Annotated in this window: 17 protein-coding genes; 1 reads left to right on the forward strand and 16 read right to left on the reverse strand. The window is 60.6% G+C overall.

The genetic code is table 11. From position 1 onward, the window contains the following. Positions 1-245 precede the first annotated feature (245 nt). The 16 genes from ACP7BN_RS26975 to ACP7BN_RS27050 all read right to left on the reverse strand — a co-directional run bounded on the left by ACP7BN_RS26975 (position 246) and on the right by ACP7BN_RS27050 (position 18,134). Positions 246-938, reverse strand: coding sequence for an N-acetyltransferase (locus ACP7BN_RS26975; protein WP_426206843.1), 693 nt, complete (start codon positions 936-938; stop codon positions 246-248). Next, complete coding sequence (locus ACP7BN_RS26980) at positions 935-2,137, reverse strand: GNAT family N-acetyltransferase (RefSeq protein ID WP_426206845.1); 1,203 nt, start codon at positions 2,135-2,137, stop codon at positions 935-937. The genes ACP7BN_RS26975 and ACP7BN_RS26980 overlap by 4 nt, the downstream gene beginning before the upstream one ends. A 4-nt stretch (positions 2,138-2,141) precedes the next feature. Beyond that, on the reverse strand, positions 2,142-2,831 hold the full coding sequence (locus ACP7BN_RS26985) for an N-acetyltransferase (RefSeq protein WP_426206847.1): 690 nt from the start codon (positions 2,829-2,831) through the stop codon (positions 2,142-2,144). Between the two features lie 67 nt (positions 2,832-2,898). Beyond that, positions 2,899-4,818, reverse strand: a complete 1,920-nt coding sequence (locus ACP7BN_RS26990; RefSeq protein WP_426206848.1) for a hypothetical protein — start codon at positions 4,816-4,818, stop codon at positions 2,899-2,901. Further along, complete coding sequence (locus ACP7BN_RS26995) at positions 4,815-6,122, reverse strand: lipopolysaccharide biosynthesis protein (protein WP_426206849.1); 1,308 nt, start codon at positions 6,120-6,122, stop codon at positions 4,815-4,817. The genes ACP7BN_RS26990 and ACP7BN_RS26995 overlap by 4 nt, the downstream gene beginning before the upstream one ends. Further along, positions 6,119-7,120 (reverse strand): polysaccharide deacetylase family protein, encoded by a 1,002-nt coding sequence (locus ACP7BN_RS27000; protein ID WP_426206850.1) that lies wholly within the window; start codon positions 7,118-7,120, stop codon positions 6,119-6,121. The genes ACP7BN_RS26995 and ACP7BN_RS27000 overlap by 4 nt, the downstream gene beginning before the upstream one ends. A 13-nt stretch (positions 7,121-7,133) precedes the next feature. Then, on the reverse strand, positions 7,134-8,270 hold the full coding sequence (locus ACP7BN_RS27005; protein ID WP_426206852.1) for a glycosyltransferase family 2 protein: 1,137 nt from the start codon (positions 8,268-8,270) through the stop codon (positions 7,134-7,136). Next, complete coding sequence (locus ACP7BN_RS27010; protein ID WP_426206853.1) at positions 8,263-9,231, reverse strand: glycosyltransferase; 969 nt, start codon at positions 9,229-9,231, stop codon at positions 8,263-8,265. The genes ACP7BN_RS27005 and ACP7BN_RS27010 overlap by 8 nt, the downstream gene beginning before the upstream one ends. After that, positions 9,228-10,595, reverse strand: a complete 1,368-nt coding sequence (locus ACP7BN_RS27015; RefSeq protein WP_426206854.1) for an O-antigen ligase family protein — start codon at positions 10,593-10,595, stop codon at positions 9,228-9,230. Before ACP7BN_RS27015 ends, ACP7BN_RS27010 begins: the two co-directional genes overlap by 4 nt. After that, entirely contained in the window at positions 10,592-11,677 is a 1,086-nt protein-coding gene (locus ACP7BN_RS27020; protein ID WP_426206855.1) for a glycosyltransferase, read from the reverse strand. The genes ACP7BN_RS27015 and ACP7BN_RS27020 overlap by 4 nt, the downstream gene beginning before the upstream one ends. 2 nt (positions 11,678-11,679) lie before the next feature. Next, the gene (locus tag ACP7BN_RS27025; RefSeq protein ID WP_426206856.1) at positions 11,680-13,272 is read right to left on the reverse strand and encodes a GumC family protein; all 1,593 of its coding nucleotides are present in this window, start codon (positions 13,270-13,272) and stop codon (positions 11,680-11,682) included. Positions 13,273-13,288: 16 nt separating this feature from the next. Next, a complete protein-coding gene (locus ACP7BN_RS27030; RefSeq protein ID WP_426206857.1) occupies positions 13,289-14,311 on the reverse strand; it encodes a polysaccharide biosynthesis/export family protein in 1,023 nt (340 codons plus the stop codon). A 21-nt stretch (positions 14,312-14,332) separates the two neighbouring features. After that, the gene (locus tag ACP7BN_RS27035) at positions 14,333-14,980 is read right to left on the reverse strand and encodes a CpsD/CapB family tyrosine-protein kinase (RefSeq protein ID WP_420649539.1); all 648 of its coding nucleotides are present in this window, start codon (positions 14,978-14,980) and stop codon (positions 14,333-14,335) included. After that, positions 14,980-15,726, reverse strand: a complete 747-nt coding sequence (locus tag ACP7BN_RS27040; RefSeq protein WP_420649538.1) for a sugar transferase — start codon at positions 15,724-15,726, stop codon at positions 14,980-14,982. Before ACP7BN_RS27040 ends, ACP7BN_RS27035 begins: the two co-directional genes overlap by 1 nt. Positions 15,727-15,747: 21 nt before the next feature. After that, the gene (locus ACP7BN_RS27045; protein WP_426206860.1) at positions 15,748-16,785 is read right to left on the reverse strand and encodes an NAD-dependent epimerase/dehydratase family protein; all 1,038 of its coding nucleotides are present in this window, start codon (positions 16,783-16,785) and stop codon (positions 15,748-15,750) included. After that, positions 16,782-18,134: a UDP-glucose dehydrogenase family protein gene (locus ACP7BN_RS27050; protein ID WP_426206861.1), complete on the reverse strand. Its 1,353-nt coding sequence runs from the start codon at positions 18,132-18,134 to the stop codon at positions 16,782-16,784. Before ACP7BN_RS27050 ends, ACP7BN_RS27045 begins: the two co-directional genes overlap by 4 nt. A gap of 391 nt (positions 18,135-18,525) precedes the next feature. Here ACP7BN_RS27050 and ACP7BN_RS27055 point away from each other — a divergent pair, with 391 nt between their 5' ends. Next, entirely contained in the window at positions 18,526-20,232 is a 1,707-nt protein-coding gene (locus ACP7BN_RS27055) for a sulfatase-like hydrolase/transferase (RefSeq protein ID WP_426206862.1), read from the forward strand. Positions 20,233-20,290 lie beyond the last annotated feature (58 nt).

Genomic DNA, 20,290 nt, shown 5'->3' on the forward strand with positions numbered 1-20,290 from the left:
AGACGTTGGAGCAACACACCCCAGAGGAGCTGGCGGCTTTTGCTAAAGAAGCCATCGGCTGGATGGCCAGCCGAAGAACTTAGATGTGTAGATACCAATGCTCATCGCTGGCAAGCCAGGCTCCCACAGGTTTTTGTGTCGCACACAGATATCGATGGCATCACAAAATCCTGTGGGAGCGGGCTTGCCCCGGGCGGCGTTCCGACGATGGCGGCGCTAAGGCCGCCACATATCCTGGCCTTGAATCAAGCCTGCGCCGCCGCCGTGACCACTGGTCTTTCCGGCTTGCGCAGTGCCTCCAGTCTCGAATCGCTGTAACGGGTTTCGCGGAAGAAACGCCAGTGCCCGAACAGGTCGTAAACATGGGTGATACGCCCTTGTTCCTGATAGCCCAGGCGCATATGCATCTTCAGGGCCTGTACGTTGGCGTTGTCGCAGATATCCACCACTTTTTTGAAGCCTCGGGCATCCATGACTTGCCAAAGTGCGACCTGCGCATCGACGGTCAAGCTACTGCCGAAATACTGTCGGGTAATTTCGGCACCGAACTGAAAGTATTCACCGGGTTTGACCGGGAACGTGCAGCGGTAGAAGTGGCGGTCGTAATAGTCGCGAGCGCTGGCCCAGACGAACCCGACGGTGTGACCGTCCTCGTCCAGGTGCATTTGCCCTGTATGCCCTTCCGCGGCCAACTCGGCCATGGTCTGCACGCGGTCACCAAAGTACTTGCCGAATGCCTTGGCGTTTTCCTCGGTGATGTCGACTCTGCGCAAACCTTCACAGGGGCGCAGATTGTGTGGGGCGATCGGCGTGACCAGATCGCGCTCCATCCACAGCAATTCACGGTGAGCGAATACGTAACGTTTCCACAGCGCGCCAAGGGTGCGGCGCAGGCCTTTTTCTCTGATGCGCAGAAGCAGGTTTTCGATGATTTTCATGATGCCCTCCGAGGCGCTAGCCCAGGTGTTGTGGATGGTGTTGTGGATGGTGTTGCCGGTTGAGTTTCGGATGTGTTCGCCGCTGTCGAGTTGCCGGCACGCTGTGCGCGCCATTTTTGCAGGGCCGGTTTGACGCGGTGCCAAAGGCGTAACCCCAGGCCCAGCAGCAAGCCGCTGGGGCGCCACGAGTAAAAGCTCCAGCGCCAGTGCTCCAGTTGCCCGGTCATGCGTTCGTGAAGTTGATGGCTGGAGTTATCCAGGCTGACCCGCGACGCATCGATCCAGCGCCATTGCTCGTCCAGCCCCCAGCGAATCCACTCATCCAGCAGCACGCGACCGCTGCCCAGATCCGCATGCTGCGGCAAGAACGCCAGGTTGTAGTCGTAGAGTCGGCCCTGCTCCAGCAGACCTAACCGGTAACTGATGCAGCGGCCGTCCAGTTCCAGCGTCACGACCCGCACCAGGCCTTGGCCGGCGAGAGCGGTGAAGGCGCGTTCGATCCATTGGCGGCTGCGCGGCGTGGCGAAAATCCCCACGCCTTCATCGCCTTTCCAGCTCACCGCTTCGACTTTGCTGATGGCCTGCAGCAAGGCGCCCATGCTCAGTGCATCCGGGGTGATCCGGCGTATCTGCGCACCGCATGCGGCAATCCGTTTGCGCGCCCGACGCAGCTTGTAGCGCGGGTCGCCGGAGACCTCCTGATGATCGGCGTCGCTGATCAGATGCACCGGCACCCGGCAACTCAGGCGTCGTTCAGCAGTGGAACTGCGCGCCATCCATTCGGTGAGCGCACTTTCTTCCCCGGCAGGTTCCGACAGTTCGTTGAGTTGCAGCAGCGCATGGGGCAGACGCTCACGGATCAGCACCAGCGCCTTGTGCATGTCTTCGCTGTCGAGCAACGACAGCAGGGCCAGACGATCGGCCAGCGGATAACCCAAGTGATGCAAAACGCGAAACGGCACGCCAGCGAAGCGTTCGCGGCTGGCCACCAGTGGCAGGCACAGCTGCAATTGCTCTGCGTCCCAGCCGAGCAGAACGTGCAGGCGCTGATCCTCGCTCAGGGACTGTTCTGCCGCGCACAACCAGCCAAGGTGGTTGAACGGCGTGTGGTCGGCCACACGCAGGCGCAGTGCCTCGTAGGCTGTTGCCGGGAAGTCGGCAGCGCACAGGGTCGCGCGCCATTCGAATCGCATCACCATAGGTTCAGGCCGCCGTTGCTTTGACAGGTGGACGGGAAGATGCACCCAGCGCCGCCAGGCGCGAACCGCTATAGCGGGTTTCGCGGTAGAAGCGCCAGCGGCCGAACAGCGTGTAGATATTCATGACCCGCTGTTGTTCGGTATAGCCCATGCGCAGGTGCAGCTTGAGTGCCGGGATGTTTGTCGACTCACAGACATCGACCACTTTGCGGCAACCTTTCACGGCCATGGCTTTCCACAAGCGCAGTTGCACATCGACTGACAATTCGGTACCCCAGTAGGCGCGGGTCATTTCGCCACCGAATTCGAAGAACTCGCCGGGTTTCACCGGGAACCGGCAACCGTAGTGATGCCGATCAAGATAATCGCGCACCGAGCCCCAGATAAACGCCACGGCATCGCCTTGCTCGTCGACATGCATATGCCCGGTGTGACCTTCACTGGCCAGCTCGGCCATGACGCCGACACGGTCACCGAAGTAACGGGTGAAGGCGCTGGCGTTGTCTGCGGTGATGTTCATTACGCGCAGCGGCGGGTAGGGTTTGAGGCTGTGTGGCGGCACGGGACTGACCAGATCGCGCTCCATCCACAACAGTTCCTGATGGGCAAAAATGTACATTCTGCGGATCTTGCTCAAGGTCGCTCGCAGGCCTTTACGACGGATATGTCCGCTGAGTTTTTGCAATACATTCATGGTTTTTTTCCTGATGAGGGTGCCGCGCGCAGCAAGAGGCTCGCGGGGCAGAACATCAAAGGGCGGTTCACGAAGCGCTCCAGTTCAGGGCAAACAGGGTTTGCCCCGGCAATTCGAAACGCACGCGCCCGTTTTCACAGACAAACGGAGCTTCACGGCTGCGACTGTCGGCGCCGAAGTAGTGCAGCGCAGCGTTGTTCAACGGGCAGCCGGCGCCTTTCAGATCGACACGCTGCAACCGCGTGCCTTTGTTCACACCCAGCAGACTGCGCTGCTTGTCGTTGGCCATGGCCAGCACATCGACTTCAAAGGCGTCGTTGTCCAGTTGCAACACGCGTTTGAGCCAGTGTTGCTGGATGAACTGCTGAGCCAGGCCCACCGGTTTCAGTTCGACGCGCCCGTTGTCCAGCACGCGGACCATGCCTTTGCCGTAAGGCGGTTCGTCGGCGGCCTGAAACCAGTTGAGCATGCTCAGCAGGCCGTCCTGGGAGGCGTTGATCACCACCGACGTCCACCACAGCGAGGTGTAATGGGTTTCCTGATCGTAGGGGCTCAGGGCCGAGCCACTGGACAGGTTGGTCTGGTCCAGCAACAAGGCTTTACGCGGCTGACCGTTGGCGTCCAGCCCCACCAGATCAGCGGCGCGGCGCACGCTGTCGCGATAGACACGGGTCGCCAGCAAATCGCGAATCATCCATTCGTGCCAGGCCAAGGCATCGACCTGATCGGCGGATTCACTGAGAAGACGCCGCGCCCAATCAATGCCGCGTTTGTCCGCCGCGTTCTCGGTGAACGGCCCGTTGACCAGCCGCGAACTGGCGGGCATCGCGATACGCACGCCAGCCTTGGCATTGGCCGGGTCGCTGCGAACCTGGCGCGCCATGCTGTTGAAAATCGACTGATATTGCTCGTAGCTGGAATAGTTGAGATTCGGCTCGTCGGCGAACCCGATGTAATGCGTGCCTTTACCGCCCAAAGCGCGGGTGCCGGCGAGCCAGGCGTCGAGGCCGCTGTTGCTTTGCACGTCAGCGCGCAGATCGGCCTTACGCTGGGTGCCAGCGAGCAGGGTGATGTCTTGGTGAATGCCGAAGCGATTCTGATAGAGCTGACGAAAAGCGTCTTCGAAGTGTGGGTCCTTCGCCATGACGTCAACGAAGCTGTAGTAACTCGCGGCGCTCGGTTTCAACGCATCAAGCGCGGCATGGCTGGCCGGCGGCGGCACGAGGTAGGGCAGTGCGATTCCCAGATCCGGCGTGCGGCCGAGGACTTTGTCGTGCAGGGTCAGACGCGTCTGCCCCGGATCTGCGCGCAAGGGTTTGAGCTGTTGCGGATTCTGCGCAAAAAGATTCGCCGTGCCGTCGAGCCAGAACGCTGCTTTGCCGCTGCCTTGCAGACGCAGGCGCCAGACTTGCTCCTTGTCGCTGACCGGCAACGCCACTTGATCGAACTGCCAATAGGCGCGATAGGGTTTCAGCGCCAATGACAACTGTTGCCCATCGCCCACTCGCTGCGCTTGCAGAGCGCTGACGCCGCCGTGGAACTTGCCGGCGAGCACCGCGTGTTCGCCTGGCGCAACCTTGAAAAACAGTTCATCACCCTTGCGCGTTTCGGCGCTGAAATGCACCTTGGCCGGTGCGAACAGCGCTACGGTTGCCGCGTCATGTTCGACGCGGTAACTGCGAAAGCTGTAGCCGGGAATCTCCAACTGATAACTCGCCGCGCCGGGCGCCAGCGGCCAGCTCTGGCTGCCCCGGGTTTCGCTGGCCTTGATCAGCCGCTCGCCGTGTAATTTGCCCTGACCGTCGAGCAGATACAGATGCTCTTCGTTGGCCTCGGCCTGCCACGCCGGCACCCAGCGCACAGTCACCGTGTCCGGGCGATCGGCTTGCAGATACAGGCTGCCGTCGCGAATGTCGCCCCACTGCATCGACGCCGCGAAGGCGTCCAGCGACAGGCCGAGACCGAACAACAGGGCCAGGCGATTCATGCGGCTTTCCTGCGTTGCAGCATCGACAGCATCGGGCTGATATCGCTGGGTAGGATGATCAGGGTTTGCCAGAACGCCACGCCGCTCAATCTGCAATAGAGCACCAGCATGGCGACGGTCACCGCCAGATAAGCAATCGACGAAGCCGCTGCTGCGCCGACAATCCCGTAAGTCGGGATCAGAATCAGATTCAAAGCCAGGTTGAGCAGCGCTCCGAGGCCCATCAGCAACGACACCGTGCCGGGGCGATTCTTGCCGATCAGATCCAGTCGCAGAATGCTCGCGTAGCACAGGCCGAGCAGCCCCGGCAGCAATGCGAGCAGCGCCGGATAAGCGGGTTGGTAGGCGACGCCGAACAGCGTGACGATCAGCCATTCACCGATCACCGCCATGCTGATGCAGGCGCCGAGCATCACGGTTGCGGTCAGGCGCAGCGCGAGCGGCGTGACCTTATCCATGCCTTTGTCCTGTTGCAGCAAGCGTTTCATCAGCGGCGTGGTCACTGCTTCCGGGACGATCAGCAGCAGTTCAGCAGCGGCGCTGGCCATCGCGTAATGACCGAGCGCGGTGCTGCCGAGCAGGGCGCCGATGAACAGATAATCCGAGCGCAGAATCACTTGCTGGAACAGCAGATCCGGATGACTGCGCGCACTGAAACGCAGCAGTTCGTTCTGACTGGCGCGATCCCATTGCAGTTGCAACGGCTGCGCGCGTTTGAGCCACATCCAGCCGACCAGCACCACCAGACTGATACCGGCCAGCCAACTGATCAGCGCGGCTTCCAGCGCCGCTTCTTTCCACATCCAGAACAGCGCGAGAAACAGCAGCAGCGGCGCGAGTGATTCCACCAGGCGCAAAACGTTGAACGCGACCACGCCACCGGAGGCATTGTGCAGCGTCAGCAAACCGCTTTTCAAAACCGTCAGCGGTACCGCCAACAGCAATAGCCACGCGAGCAAGCCGAGTTGCACCGTCACATCGAGTTCACTGCCGAACTCGCGCGCCAGTGCCACCACCAGCAAGGTCAACAATCCCGCCAGCAAGCAACCGAACACCAGCACCTGTGCCAGCAGTAAACCCATCGGCCGTTGCTGGGCCGCCTGATAACCGACCGCCGAATTCAAGCCGCCACTGGTGGCCGCGCTGATCAGATCCGGCAAGGTGCTGAGCAGCGCGAATAACCCGCGTTCGCTGGGGCCGAGAATCCGCGCCAGCAGCACATTCCTCAGCAGGCGCAAGGCGATCATCGCCAGTTTGGTGCCCATGCTCAGCGCCAGATGCTTGAGATAGTTGCCTCGGCTCATGGTCGCGCCCCGCGAAAGATGCGCAGCGACAGCAACTCGGGATTGCGCGCGGTGCGCTGGCTGACGCCGAAGCGCGGCAGATCCAACGGATCGCCGGCGCCGCGATAGAGGCCGGTGGCGGTGCCGAGGGCAAATGGGTAATCGTGATTGGCGACCTGCTCGCGGACCCGCTCATCGCTGTCGCCGTTGGGGTAGCAATACACCGGCAACGGCCGGTTGCAGCCATTGTGCAAGGCCTCGCGGCTGCGGCTGATTTCCTGGTTCAGCCGCGTATCGTCAAGGCCGGTGAGGATCGCATGGCTGGCACCGTGCGGGCCGAAACGCACCAGCCCGGAGGCTTCCAGCGCACGCACCTGATGCCAGTCGAGTGCTTGCGGCAATGACTCTTGCGGGCATTCATCGGTCAGCCGTTCGAGGATCTTCGGGTCGAGTTCCTTTAGGCCTTGCAGGTAATGCAAAAGCGCCAGGCTGCGCCGCTGCACATCGATGTCATCCACCAGCACCGGCAGCGGTCGACCGATGGACCGCAGACATTCGATCAGATGCATCCGGGCTTTTTCGCCGTGGCTGTTCCACAGGGTTTCACCGAGGCTTTCCCACCAGAACCGCTGGCGGCTGCCGATGAAGTCGGTGGACAGGAAAATGCTCGCCGGGACCTGATGTTTTTGCAGCAGCGGGAAGGCGTTGACCGCGTTGTCGCGCCAGCCGTCATCGAAGGTCAGCGCCACTTGCGGACGCTCGGTGCGCAACGCATTTGGCTGAAGGATTTCCATCAGCGGCACGCAATCGAAATGCTTGCGCAGCCACACCAACAGATGTTCGAAGGCTTTCGGGCCGACACACAATTCATTACGGTGCGGCAGGTCGGCGGCGCGGTCGGTGGCCAGCACCCGGTGCAGCATCAGGATCACGCCTGCACCGTGCAACTGATTACGTCCCACGGACGAGTTGAGATAGAGCCAGCCGCTGGTGCGTTTTATCAGCTGTTTGATCGCCATGGCATGCGTCCTCTCAACGGTTTTGTTCAGGATTCCACTGGGCGTAACGCTGGCCGCGCAGGAACTGCCACAGGCCGATGCTCATGCCAGCCAACGTCACCAGCAGGAACGCCGCGAGGCGAAACGGTTTGGGTAAGCGGTGTTGCGAATCCAGCAGCCCGGCAATTGCGATGGCGTAGCCGAACAGTTGCGCGATCAGGCTCAGGCGATAGAAACCGTGCTCGTTCCACAGCCAGAAATTGCTCAGCAGCAGCGGCACCAGCAGCACCGGTGCCAGTCGGCGGATCAACTTGTGGCTGATCAGCGCCAGCGAATACAGACCATGTTTGAGCGGATTGAGCAGTTCGCTGCGTTGCGCCAGGCTTTGCAAACCGCCAACGGTGACCCGCTGACGACGGCGAAATTGTTTGTCCGCTTCATCGACGCCCTGGTCGATCACCTGGGCTTCGGGCACATACACGATGCGTTTGAATTTGATCGGCGCGCAGGTGCTGATGAAGAAATCGTCGTTGACCTCCGCCGGAACGTTTTCAAACAGCTCACGGCGCAGGGCGAGCAGGGCACCGTCGGCCGAGACCATGCAACCGGTGCGATTTTCCACCCGGCGCAACCAGCCTTCGTAATGCCGATACAGACTGTCGCCGACGCTCAAACCGCCACCGGTGACCGGGATCACCATGTGCCCGGCGCAGGCGCCGACCTGCGGGTCATTCAACGGCGCGAGCAAGTGGCCGAGGGTGTCGCGTGACCATTGGTTGTCGGCATCGGTGAACACCAGAATGTCCCCGGTGCTCAACGCCACGCCGGCATTCAGGGTGGCGGCTTTGCCCTGGCGCGGCAGGTCGAGCACGGTGATGCGCGGATCGACAATCTTGTGCGCGCAAGCCACGGTGTCATCGGTGGAACCGTCGCTGGCCAGAATGATTTGCAGCGATGCTGGCTGATAATCCTGCGCCAGCAGCGTGCGCAATTTGTGCTCGATATGCCGCGCTTCGTTGTGCGCGGCGATCACGATGCTGACGTTCAGCGGCGGCGCCGGAGTGTGGCGCCACGCCGGGAACAGGGGGGCGAGCACGCTCAGCAGCAGCGGATAGCCGAGGTAGGCGTACACCGGCAGCAACAGGCACATCCAGTAAATGAACTCAGCCACGGGCAGGCCTCCTGGCGTTCCAATGACACACATTTAGAATGAATGCCGCGCTGGCCAGGTGCAGGCGCAACCAGTGCAGGCCCCACAGCTGAAGGGTCAGGCGGATGTTGTGATGCTTGCTGCTCTGCCGCACGCTCAGCAGCAGACTTGGCAGCAGGGTCAGCATCAGCATGATCATCGCGTGCTGCACCTGGCCGACCAGCAGTGCAACAATCGCCAGAAAATCCAGCACCCAGACCAGCAGCGACAGCAGCGGAAAACGCAGCAGTCGCAGGCTCACACCATGGGTGCGCAGCAACTGCAGGTGACTGCCTTGGCGCCAGAGTTCCTTGCCCATCCATTCGCGCCAGTTCATCTCGTAGCCCCAATGCAGGGCCACGCTTTTGTTCACCGACAACAGTCGCGCCCCGTGTTTGCTCAGGCGCAGGGTGTATTCCTTGTCCTCACCGGTGCGCAGGGTTTCGTTGAAACCGCCGACGTCGTCGAACCAGCGTTTGCGCAGCAGCAGATTGGCGCTGGGCAACCAGTCCACGCTACGAGTGGCTTGATTTGACGGCCGCAGCATGCGCCGTTGCCAGGCCGTTGCGAACCACGGCGCGGCGGCGGGGGTGTGCAGGTCGAGGCCGAATACGTCGCCCTGAGCCTGGGCTTCGAGGTCGAGCAGTTGGGTCAGCCAGTCCTCGGGCATCTCGATGTCGGCGTCGATGAACGCCAGCCATTCACCGCTGGCCACGCTCGCGCCACGGTTGCGTAAGGCGCCGATCAGCAGGCCGGGCATGACCAACACTTGCGCGCCGAAGCTGCGCGCAATCTGCGGCCCTTCATCGCTGGAGCCGTTATCCACCACGATCAACTCGCAGTCGATATTCGCGGCATTCGCGGCTTTCTGCGCGGCCAACAAGGTGCGACCAATGTGCCGGGCCTCGTTGTACATCGGGATGACGATGCTGATCCGGCTCATGCCCTGGCCTCCGTCTGCGGCGCTTGTTCGGCCTTCAGACGCAGGACACAGGTCAGCGCGAGCATGATCCACAGGTACTTCAGATTCGGCGCGCTGAGGAACATCAGGAACAATGTCAGCGCCACAAAACTCATCCCCAGGTGAGTGATCAAGTCTGCTTGCTGCCACTCTCGGCGCTCCAGCCATGCGCGGCGTGCGCGTATCAGGTTGTAGAACCCCTGGAGGAGCATGCCGACAAACAGCAAACCGGCGGGAATCCCCAATTCGCTGAAGATTTCCAGATAGGTGTTGTGCGCGCGACGGTACAGGTCGCCGATCTTGCGGTTGGCGGAAAACGCCTTGGCGTAACCGGTGGTCGCGTAGTGCAGCGGGAAGGTGCCGGGGCCGGAGCCGAGCAGCGGATTGTCACGGATGATCTGGCTGCCCACCACGATGTACGAAGCGCGGCGGCCAAGGGATTCGTCCTGCGCCTTGGCCCCGGCGCTCAAGATACTCAGCGACTGGATGCGTGCCAGGTAACCGGCCGGCATCGCGTAGATCGCCAGTGGAAGCACGATGGCTGCGCCCAACATGGCAAAACCCAGATGCCGTGGGCGGATGTGCGACAGCTGAGAGCGGTAGTGCCAGGCGCCGATGGCCAGACTCAAGGCCAGTACCACCAGCCCGGAGCGCGATTCGGTTTTGGTCATGCCGCCCAGCAACAACAGGCAGCAGGCGCCCCAGAACAAGCGATGCAGCAGGTTCGGGCTGCGGATCACCAGCAGCAGGCCCAGCGGCACGGCGAAGGCGATCAGCAGGGCGAAGGCATTCGGGTCTTCAAGCAGGCCGGCGGCGCGACCCTTGTCCTGGAATTTGCTGGAAAACATCGCCATGGCGCAGGTCGCGCTGACGCTTAAGGTCACGAGTCGTGCGAACAGGTCGAGGTTCAATTCGCGGCCGATCAGCAGGGTGATCCCGAACAGAATCAGGCCGACGCTGAGCTCACGCAGGTGAGTGATCGACATGCCCATGTTGTCGGTGGTCAGCATGCTCAGCAAATACAGCGCCATGAACCCGAACAGGTAACGCCAGATATTGCTGCGCAGGCGTTCCGACGGGATCTGGTGCAGCGCCAGTTGCAACATCAGGATCAGCGCCAGCGACGCACCGAGGAATTTGCTGCCGGAAAACGCGCTGTCCTTGAAAAAGCCCTCGAACGGCACCAGCGCGGCAATGCCCAGCAGGCCCCAGCTCGGCTTGCGGTACAGCACCGCGACACCGACCAGACCGAGCACCGCACCCGGCGCCAGATAGGGATAAGGACTGACCAGCAGCGCCATGCAGACCACTGCGAGCAGACTGACTATCGAGAGCGGGAAAATCATGCGCGTGCCTCCCGTGCCGTGCGGATGTACAGCTGCGACCAGCGTTCAGCCAGGGCCTTGAGGTCGTAGCGATCCTGTTGCGTGCGTTTGGCGTTGTCGGTCAGTTGCCGCGCCAGGCCCGACTCGCTCAGCAAGGTGTCGAGCTGGCGGGCGAGGGCAACGCTGTCGGCGGGTGCGGCGAGCAAGCCGCTGTGCCGGTTTTCCAGTACGTCGGGAATCCCGCCCACCGCGAAGGCCACCACCGGCACACCGGCCTGCATCGCTTCGAGCAGAATCATTGGCGTGCCCTCGGTGCGCGAGCTGATCACCAGCGCATCGAGGCGCTGCCACCAGCGGCGCATGTCGGTCTGATAACCCGGCAAACGAATACGCTGTTGCAGTCCTGCGGCGTTGATCCGTGCCTGCAAGGTCTCGCGTTCCGGGCCGTCGCCGAGCATCACTGCGTCGAGTTGCGCGTGTTGCAGACACAGCGGGATCAGCGCGTCGAGGAACAGGTCCGGGCCTTTCTCGCTGCTCAAACGGCCAACGTAACCGGCGACGTAGCGTTGCCGATCAACATCCGGGGTCATCCGCGCGCCGGCCGGCAAGCCGTTGGGAATCACTTGCAGCTTGTCGGCGCGTACGCTGGCCTGACGGTGAATCGCGGCAATGCTCTCGGCCACGCACACCACTCGATCCACCGAGGCGGTGCGGCACAGTTGCAGGCTCAGCCAGGTGTAGAACTTCTGCTTGCGGCTGCGCGGGGTGAAACCGTGCTGAGTGATCACCAGTGGCAGGCGCCACAACGTCGCGCCTACCCACCCGAACAACAGCCCTTTGAAATTGTGCGTATTGATCAAAGGTTTTTCGCCACGCCGCTGACGCAATTGCCCCAACAACATGCTTAATCCGGCGCAACCTTGCGCATCGACCCCAGCCTCGCGAAAGCGCGCGATCAATTCTGGCGGCGCATCGAGAAACAGCACTTGATGCTGCCCCGGCGTCGCCAGGCAATGATCCAGCAACATGCGCTCGGCCCCATAGAAGCCGCCGCTGCTGAGCAAATGAATGATCGGCAGGGCGGTCCCCGGGGTGGGCGACATGCTCAATTGCGCACCCAGTGCACGAAGCTTGGCACCGTCCAGCTCTTGTGCGGATTGCCTGGCAGGGCCTGTTGCTCGTTGATCACCAACAGCACCGGCAGGTCGAGTTCGTGACTGATTTGTGCCGGATGTTTGAAGCGATGATCGAAGAACTCGCGCACGTAGACGAAAGCGATCGCCAGCAGCAGGCCGGTCAGCATGCCGAACGGAATGATCAACATGGGTTTCGGGAACGCTGCTTCGGTCGGTTCGAACGGTGGGCTCAACACCCGGGCGTTGGACAGGTCATTGTCCAGGGAACGGGTGGTACTGCTTTCGGCAAAGCGTTGCGCGTAGGTCGAGAATGCGGCGTGCAGGGCGCCGATCTCGGTGTCCATCTGCCGCAGTTTGCTCTGGGTTTGCTGCAGTTGATGAATGCGCTCCTTGAACTCGGCAATGCGCGCGGTTTTTTGCTCGATCACCTGGCTGATCACCGACAGATCGACAGCGCGTTCCTGAATCCGGTTGTTGACCACTTTGAGGAATTGCTGGCGAGCGCGGGCGATTTGCTCGCGGGTCAGCAACATTGGTTCACTGCCGGGCTGGAACACTGCCAGATCATTCATGTAGCGGCTGACCAGCGTGGTCAGTTGCTCGCCCATCTGCCTGATCTCGCGATCTTCGAACGCGATGTTGTCCACGGTGGTGGTGAAGGTGAAGGGGAAGGTGTAGTCATTGAGTTTGTTGCTGTTGGCAGCGGCGAGGCTGGTTTTCAGGTACTCGAGCCAGCGCTGGCTTTGCAGCAAGCGGTCGCGGGACAGATTGAGTGCCTGCTCCTCGGTATTGATCGCGTTGAGGCGGAAGGTAATTTCCTCTTTCGGGTCAGCCGAACCGACGCCTTCCAGCAAGCTCAGTCGAGCGCCTTCCAGGCCGTCGAGGCGCACCTGGTACTGATGCTTCTTGGTTTCATAGAACGAGTGCGGCAGCTCGATCGATTGCAGCGCCTGACGGCTGACCAGATAGTTTTGCAGCAGGGCTGCGACAAACGTCGTGCCTTGGGCCGGGTCAGGGAAGCTGTAGACAATCGAGATCACATTGGAACCCGGCAGGGTTTCGATCTTCAGATTGTCGATGGCTTCCTGAGTCAGGCCGTCGAGCACCGTGTCACGCACCGGATCGGTTTCCATGCCCAGCGTGCTGCGTAGCGGGTTGACCACGTATTCGCGCAGCGGCGAGCTGACATAGCGTTTGAACGGTTCGCCAAGCAGTTTGCTGAACATGCCCGGCGCCGGGGTGTATTCGCCTCTGTCGCGCAGGTCGCTGATGGTCTGGCGAATCAGGGCCGGCGAACGCAGGATGTTGCTTTCGGTTTCCATGTCCGCCAGTGACGGCGGAATGAACGTGGCGTTGTCCTGGGTCAGCGAGGTGGTCGCATCGCCCTGGGAGAGTTTTTTCGACTGCACGATCACCTGCGCGGTGATATCGAAGCTCTGTTTGAGCAACAGCGGCAGCACCAGCGCGATCACTGCAAAGATCAGGAAGACACGCTTCACCAGTTGCTTGTTGGCGAAGAAGATCCTGAAGAACTCATGCAGGTAGTTTTCCTTCGGATTCATGGTTGTCACCTGAGAGTCAGTTGTCACTGCCTTTGTTGTCGACGCGGTAGCCGAAGCTGAACCCCACGCCCTGAAACAGCACCACGTCGGCCAGTTGCCGGGCGAGTTCGCCGGCGCTGGCCAATTTGGTTTTTGGCACGTAGAGCATGTCGTCCGGTTGCAGGTAGGCGATTTGCGGTGCCTCACCCGACAACGCTTTCTCGACGTCGTAATTCATTGCCTGCACCTGATTGCCATTGCGGCGCATGATCACCACCGAATCGAGCCGCGCCTTGACGTTGGTGCCGCGGGCGAGGGTCAGTGCTTCAAGCACCGAAACCGGACGGCGGATCGGGTAGGAGCCGGGTTGCGCGACTTCGCCCAATACGTAGATCTCGTTGCCGGCAGTGGATTTGAGCAGCACATCGACGGTCATCCGCCCCGGCAATTGCGCGTACCTGCTGTTGAGGAAGGCTTCCAGTTGATTGACGGTCATGCCCTGCATCGGCACGGCACCGATTTCCGGGAAGCTTGCGTAGCCGTCAGTGCCCACGGTGATCTCGCGGCTCATGCCGGTGGCGGGGTGGTTGAGGGCACTTTTGAGATTCTGTTCGTTGCTCAACGGGCTGAGGATTTGCACCGATAGCTGATTGCGGTTGGGCTGGAACAATTGTTTGCGTTGATAGACGCGCTGGATTTCCTGGCGCGCTTCATCGCTGGTCAGGCCGGCAATTTTCACCGACGTGTTGGCGCCCGGCAGTTCGATGGTGCCGTCCGGCAGCACCAGTTGATTGCCGTTGAGCTGGCTGGCGGCGGTGAAATTCAGGCCGATCTGGTCACCCGACTGCACGCGATAAGCGTCCGAGCCGCTGGTGCTGATGTGGAAGATCACATCCAGCACATCCTTGGGGCGCAGGGTCTGCTCGATTTTCGGCATGTCGCTGGCCTGCGCGTTGGCCGGTGTAGCGGTGAGGATATTCACCGGCATATTGCGGGTCTCGGTATTGCTGGAGCAGCCTGCAAGCGGCAGCAACAGCAGGACAAGTATTTTGGCGTTCATGGCGTCATCCTTCGCGGTTGCTTACAGGTTTTTGTAGAGCCATTTGGGCATGTAGTACTTGCGCCGGTTGAACACGCTGCCGACCACTTTGGCCCCGGCTTGCGTCAGCCGTTGCACGGCGGCCTGGGCGACTTCCCAGCGCGTGTCTTCGGCGCGCACCACAAACACGACGCCGTCCACTTGCGTACTCAGCACCAGCGTGTCGGCGGCTGAGTACACCGCATCGCCGTCGATCACCACAAAGCGGTACTGGCTGCCCAACTGATCGAGCAGCGGTCCGAGGCGTTCGGCGGTCAGGTGTTCCATGGTGCGGATCGGCCGGCCGTTGGGCAGCACGTGGAACGGCAGGCTCGACACCTGCACCACGCAGTCCTGCAACAGCGGCGGGCTGTCGGCGCTGAACAACAAATCGCGAAAACCGCGCTCTTTGCTCAGGTTCAGTTGCTGGGTGAGGTTGTTCGCCGACTGGCTGGCATCCACCAGCAACACCTGGCCGCTGCTCATCTGCGCCAGTTGCGCAGCGAGCGCGAGGGCGCTGGTGGTGGTGCCGGCGCCGGGGTTGGCAGCGGTCAGGAACAGGATCCGCAGATCGAGATCCAGCACGGTCGAGGTCAGGTTCGATTCGCTGGGGCTGGCGATGCTCAGGCTTTTGTTGGTTGAACCGTCCATTAGCTTGCTCCGTGGCCGCTGAATACTTTGAAGGGGGTTTTCAACAGAATCTTCAGATCAAGCAAAAGGCTCTGCTCGGCGATGTAGCTGAGGTCCAACTCAACGCGCTGGTCGAAGTCGATATTGCTGCGCCCCGAGATCTGCCAAAGGCCGGTCATGCCGGGGTAGATGCTCAGGCGTGCGAGGTGACTGTCCTTGTAGCGATAGGCGTTGAACGAGGTCGGACGCGGGCCGACCAGACGCATGTCGCCGCTGATCACATTGATCAGGTTGGGCAGTTCGTCGAGGCTGGTACGGCGCAGGAAGCCGCCGATACCGGTGATTCGTGGGTCTTGGTCGATCTTGAAATCGATGGCATCGGCACCGTGCTTGTTCAGGTGGCGCAGCGATTCTTTCAAGTCTTCGGCGTTGGCGACCATGGTGCGGAACTTGTACATGCCGAACTTGCGCCCGCGATAGCCGGTGCGTTTCTGCACGAACATCACCGGGCCTTTGCTGGTGAATTTGATTGCCAGTGCGAGGCCGATCAACAGTGGCGAGATCAGCAGCAGAATCATCAGTGCGCCGAGGCACGCCACCACGCGATTGGTGCGCGACAGTTGCCATGGCCGACCACCGTCGCGGCCGGTGAACCAACCGCGACCCTGGCGATGAATGGCAGCGTCGAGGCGCATGCGTTGCTCGGGATCCAGACGCTTGTCACGGCGCAGCTGTTGAATCGCTAAACCTTGTTCATGTCCAGTCATGGGGTAATCCTCCACTGGTGGTCAGCCGCGAGCGGCGCGTGGGCGAGAGGCAGTCGGGTAGTAATCGCGGAACCAGGCGATGAAGCGCCCGAGACCATCGTCCAGCTCTATCCGGGGCTGAAAACCGGTGGCCTGGGCCAAGTCGCTGGCGTCGGCGCAAGTGTTGAGGACATCGCCCGGCTGCAATGGCAGCAGCTCGACCACGGCTTGCTGACCGAGGTGTTTTTCGATCAGCGCGAGATAGGTTTTCAGTTCCACCGGATGCTGGCCGCCAATGTTGAACAACCGCCACGGCGCCATGCTGCTGGCGGGGTCTGGCTGTTCACGGTTCCACTGCGGATTGGCCTGCGGTGCACGCTCGATCAGCCGTGCAATGCTTTCGATGATGTCGTCGATGTAAGTGAAATCGCGCTGATGCTCGCCGTAGTTGAACAGCTGCAACGGCTGGCCCTCGCTGATCGCTTTGGCAAACTGGATCGGCGACATGTCCGGCCGGCCCCACGGCCCGTACACGGTGAAAAAGCGCAGGCCGGTGCAAGGAATGCCGAACAGATGGCTGTAACTGTGCGCCATCAGTTCATTGGCTTTTTTGGTCGCGGCGTACAGCGACAGTGGATGGTTGACGCTGTCCTGCACCGAGTACGGGGTGCTCTGGTTGGCGCCGTACACCGAACTCGATGAGGCGTAGATCAGATGCTCGACCGGGTGCTGACGACAGCACTCGAGAATGTTCAGAAAACCGCTGAGATTGCTGTCCAGATACGCCCGTGGATTCTCCAGCGAGTAACGCACCCCGGCTTGCGCCGCGAGGTGGATCACTACTTGCGGACGTTGTTCGGCGAACAGTGCGGCGAGGGCCGAAGCGTCGGCCAGGTCAACCGTTTGCAACTGGAAATCGCCGACCTCGCCCCGCACCCAGGTCACGCGATCATGCTTGAGCTGCGGGTCGTAGTAGCTGTTGAAATTATCCAGCCCGAGCACCTGATGCCCGTCGCGGATCAGCCGCAACACGCAATGAGCACCAATGAATCCGGCAGCACCGGTGACCAGAATCTTCATGGCCGCAGACCTTCGGGCGCGATGTGGCGCAGGCCGATGCCGCTGTAGTGCAGGCCGGCGGCAGCCACTTGCTCCGGGTTGTACAGGTTGCGGCCGTCGACGATGACCTTGGAGCGCAGCTTGTCGGCGAGCAATTCGAAATCCACCACGCGGAAGTTTTTCCACTCGGTGCAGATCACCAGCGCGTCGGCATCTTCCAGCGTGTCATCACGGGTGGCGCACAGGTGCAGATCGTTGCGATAGCCGTAGATGCGTCGGCATTCGGACATGGCTTCCGGATCATAGGCCTGCACGCTGGCGCCTTCGGCCCACAATGCATCCATCAGATAACGACTTGGTGCTTCGCGCATGTCATCAGTGTTCGGTTTGAACGCCAGGCCCCAGATCGCAATGGATTTGCCGGCCAGACCTTGCGGGAACTGCGCTTTGAGTTTGCTGAACAGGATGTGCCGCTGACTGTCATTGACGTCGGTGACGCTGCGCAGCAATTTCAGCGGCATGCCGTTGTGTTCGGCGGTGTGCAGCAGGGCACGCAGATCCTTGGGGAAGCACGAACCGCCGAAGCCGCAACCGGGGTAGATGAAGTGGTAGCCGATGCGCGGATCGGAACCGATGCCTTTGCGCACCGCTTCGATGTCGGCGCCGAGCAGTTCGGTGAGGTTGGCCAGTTCGTTCATGAAACTGATGCGGGTGGCGAGCATCGCATTGGCCGCGTACTTGGTCAGCTCGGCGCTGCGGTTGTCCATGAACATGAGTTTTTCGTGGTTGCGGCAGAACGGCGCGTACAGCTCGCTCATCTGCTCGCGAGCCGCGGCGTCGTCGGTGCCGACGATGATCCGGTCCGGGCGCATGCAGTCGGCGAGGGCGCTGCCTTCCTTGAGAAATTCCGGGTTGGAAACCACGCGCACGTTCAACGCGCTTTTGCCGCGCTGCTGCAATTCTGCAACGGCTGCGTCGCGCACCTGATCTGCCGTGCCGACCGGCACGGTGGATTTGATGATCAGCGTGCGATCAGCTTCCATGAAACTGGCGATTTGCCGCGCCACATTCAGCACATGGCTGAGGTCGGCAGAGCCGTCTTCGTCGGCGGGTGTGCCGACGGCGATGAAAATCAGTTCGGCATGCTCCACCGCATCGCTGGCCTGGGTGCTGAACAACAAGCGCCCGGCCTTGATGTTTTCTTCCAGAGTGCTGGATAAACCTGGCTCGCTAATTGGCGGCACCGCTTGTTGCAGTTGTTTAATCTTGTTCGAGTCTATATCGACGCACAACACGCGATGTCCGACGTCGGCAAGTGCTGCCGCTTGTATCAGGCCAACATAGCCCGTACCAAATACGCTCACGTCCATATTGGCGTGCCTCGTAAGACGGTGGAAGAAGATCAAAATTGAACTGTCAAAAGGGGTATAGCGCAGGGTTGGAAAAGCGTGTCAGCAAAATGACATGTTGCAGATGTATAACACGGCCTGTTTCCGGGGCTATTGGCCATCAAGTGCTTGCTGTATCTGCGTTTGCCGCGGTTTTGACGGGTTTTTCACATTTACAACTAAACGATAAACGGTCGCTAACCAATAAATACAAGCCTTTTAGCAACTTGTGTGTGTCAGATTTGAGTCAACGTTTTTTTGACGCTTTCAGCAAAAGTCCGGCATTTCTTGCGCTTTAAAGACCCGGTGCTAGTGTCAGTTTTTGGCCGACAAACTATTGACCAAGCGCCGTCGGGCACGCCATGGAATCGCCATGTTTCGATATTTGAAAGAACTGCTTTTAGTTATTTATCTGCTGCTTTATTTCGAATATTACCTAGAGCGTTTAAACGCCTTGGGGATCGGACTGGCAGTACTACTTTTTGGCGCGATGTTTTTGGCGCTGACTTTCGCATTATTACTAACGGCCTATATACGTCAGACTTTCATTCGGCATTTATTCGCATTGGCGATGTGCGCCTCTGCAGTATTTTTTGATGTTTATACGCGGGTCACTACCGACTATCTGACCTACAGCAGCTTTGTTTCGCTGGTCTATTCCGGCGGTTTTATCCAGGAAGCGATCTACCAGTATCGCGACGCGATCATCCACGGGGTGCTCAGCGGCTTGCTGCTGTTGTTTGGCATCGGCCTCAAACCACGGCATTCGATGCCGGTGCCGAATGCCTTGCGCGTGGCGGCGCCGATCTGCGGGGTTCTGCTGCTCAGCGCAGTGCTGTTCATGCGCGCCGGGGAGGGCGCACGCGGACTGCCGATCATGTACACGCCGCTGGCGTATCTGAACCTGTTTTCCTACGAGGCGCTGCACAACACGGTTGGCCCGCGCGAGCCGGTGAAGCTGGCGCGCACCGGGCCGGCAATCGATCACGACATCGTGTTGATCATCGACGAGAGCATTTCCGGCAACTATCTGGATATCAACGCGCCGTTTGGCGTGCACAGCAACCTTAAACAGCCGCAGCCCGGCGTTGCAGTCTTCAACTACGGTTACGCCGCGTCCATCGCCAATTGCAGTGCAGACACCAACGTCACGCTGCGCTACGGCGGCACCCGCGCCGATTACATGCGCATCAACAGCACGCTGCCGTCGATCTGGCAGTACGCCAGACAGGCTGGCCTGCGCACGGTGTATATCGATGCCCAGCGCACCGGCGGCAATCTGCAGAACCTGATGAACGATGCCGAGAAAAAGGACATCGACGAATTTGTGCAATTCGACCAGACCAGCGTGCGCGAGCGCGACATGGCCGCCGCTGCCAAGTTGATCGAACTGCTCAACGACGGCAAACCCGAGTTGGTGCTGATCAACAAGGTCGGTGCGCATTTTCCGGTGCACGATAAATACCCCGACGCATTCATGGCCTACCGTCCGACCTTGCCGCGCGGGCAGTTTGTCGAAATCGCCGACACCGGCAAGCGCGATGGTTTCAACGGTCAACCGGATGACTGGGTGCTGTATCGCAACGCCTACAAAAACACGCTGTTATGGAACGTCGGCGAGTTTTTCTCGCGGGTATTTGCGCAGGCCAATCTGAATAACGCGTTGCTGATCTACACCTCGGATCATGGCCAGGATCTGCACGAACGCGGCAATCCCGGGCTGAATACCCATTGCGGTGGCGATCCGGTGGAGGAGGAGGGTTTGGTGCCGCTGGTGGTGATTCAGGGCGATCAATTGCAGACGCTGGACTGGTCGGCGCAACTGGCGGCGAACAAGGATCGCTCCAGCCACTACAACATTTTTCCGACGCTGTTGCAGTTGATGGGCTACAACCTGGCGGGAATTGAGGCGGTGTATGGCAAACCGCTGAGCGTGGCGACGGCGGATGATTTTACGTTCAACTACCGGTTTAACGCGCGGCTGGGGGCGAAGCCTGAGTGGAAGCATATTGATTTGGGCAGCATTGTGTTGCCGGGGCAGGCGCCTGCGAGTGTCGCGGTGGAACGGCCCTCACCCTAACATTGCAGCAAGCAATAAACACAACTCGCCCAGCGCGTTTAACTTACACGAACCGTTA

It is taken from the genome of Pseudomonas sp. TWP3-1, assembly GCF_049896625.1.
Classification (GTDB): Bacteria; Pseudomonadota; Gammaproteobacteria; order Pseudomonadales; family Pseudomonadaceae; genus Aquipseudomonas.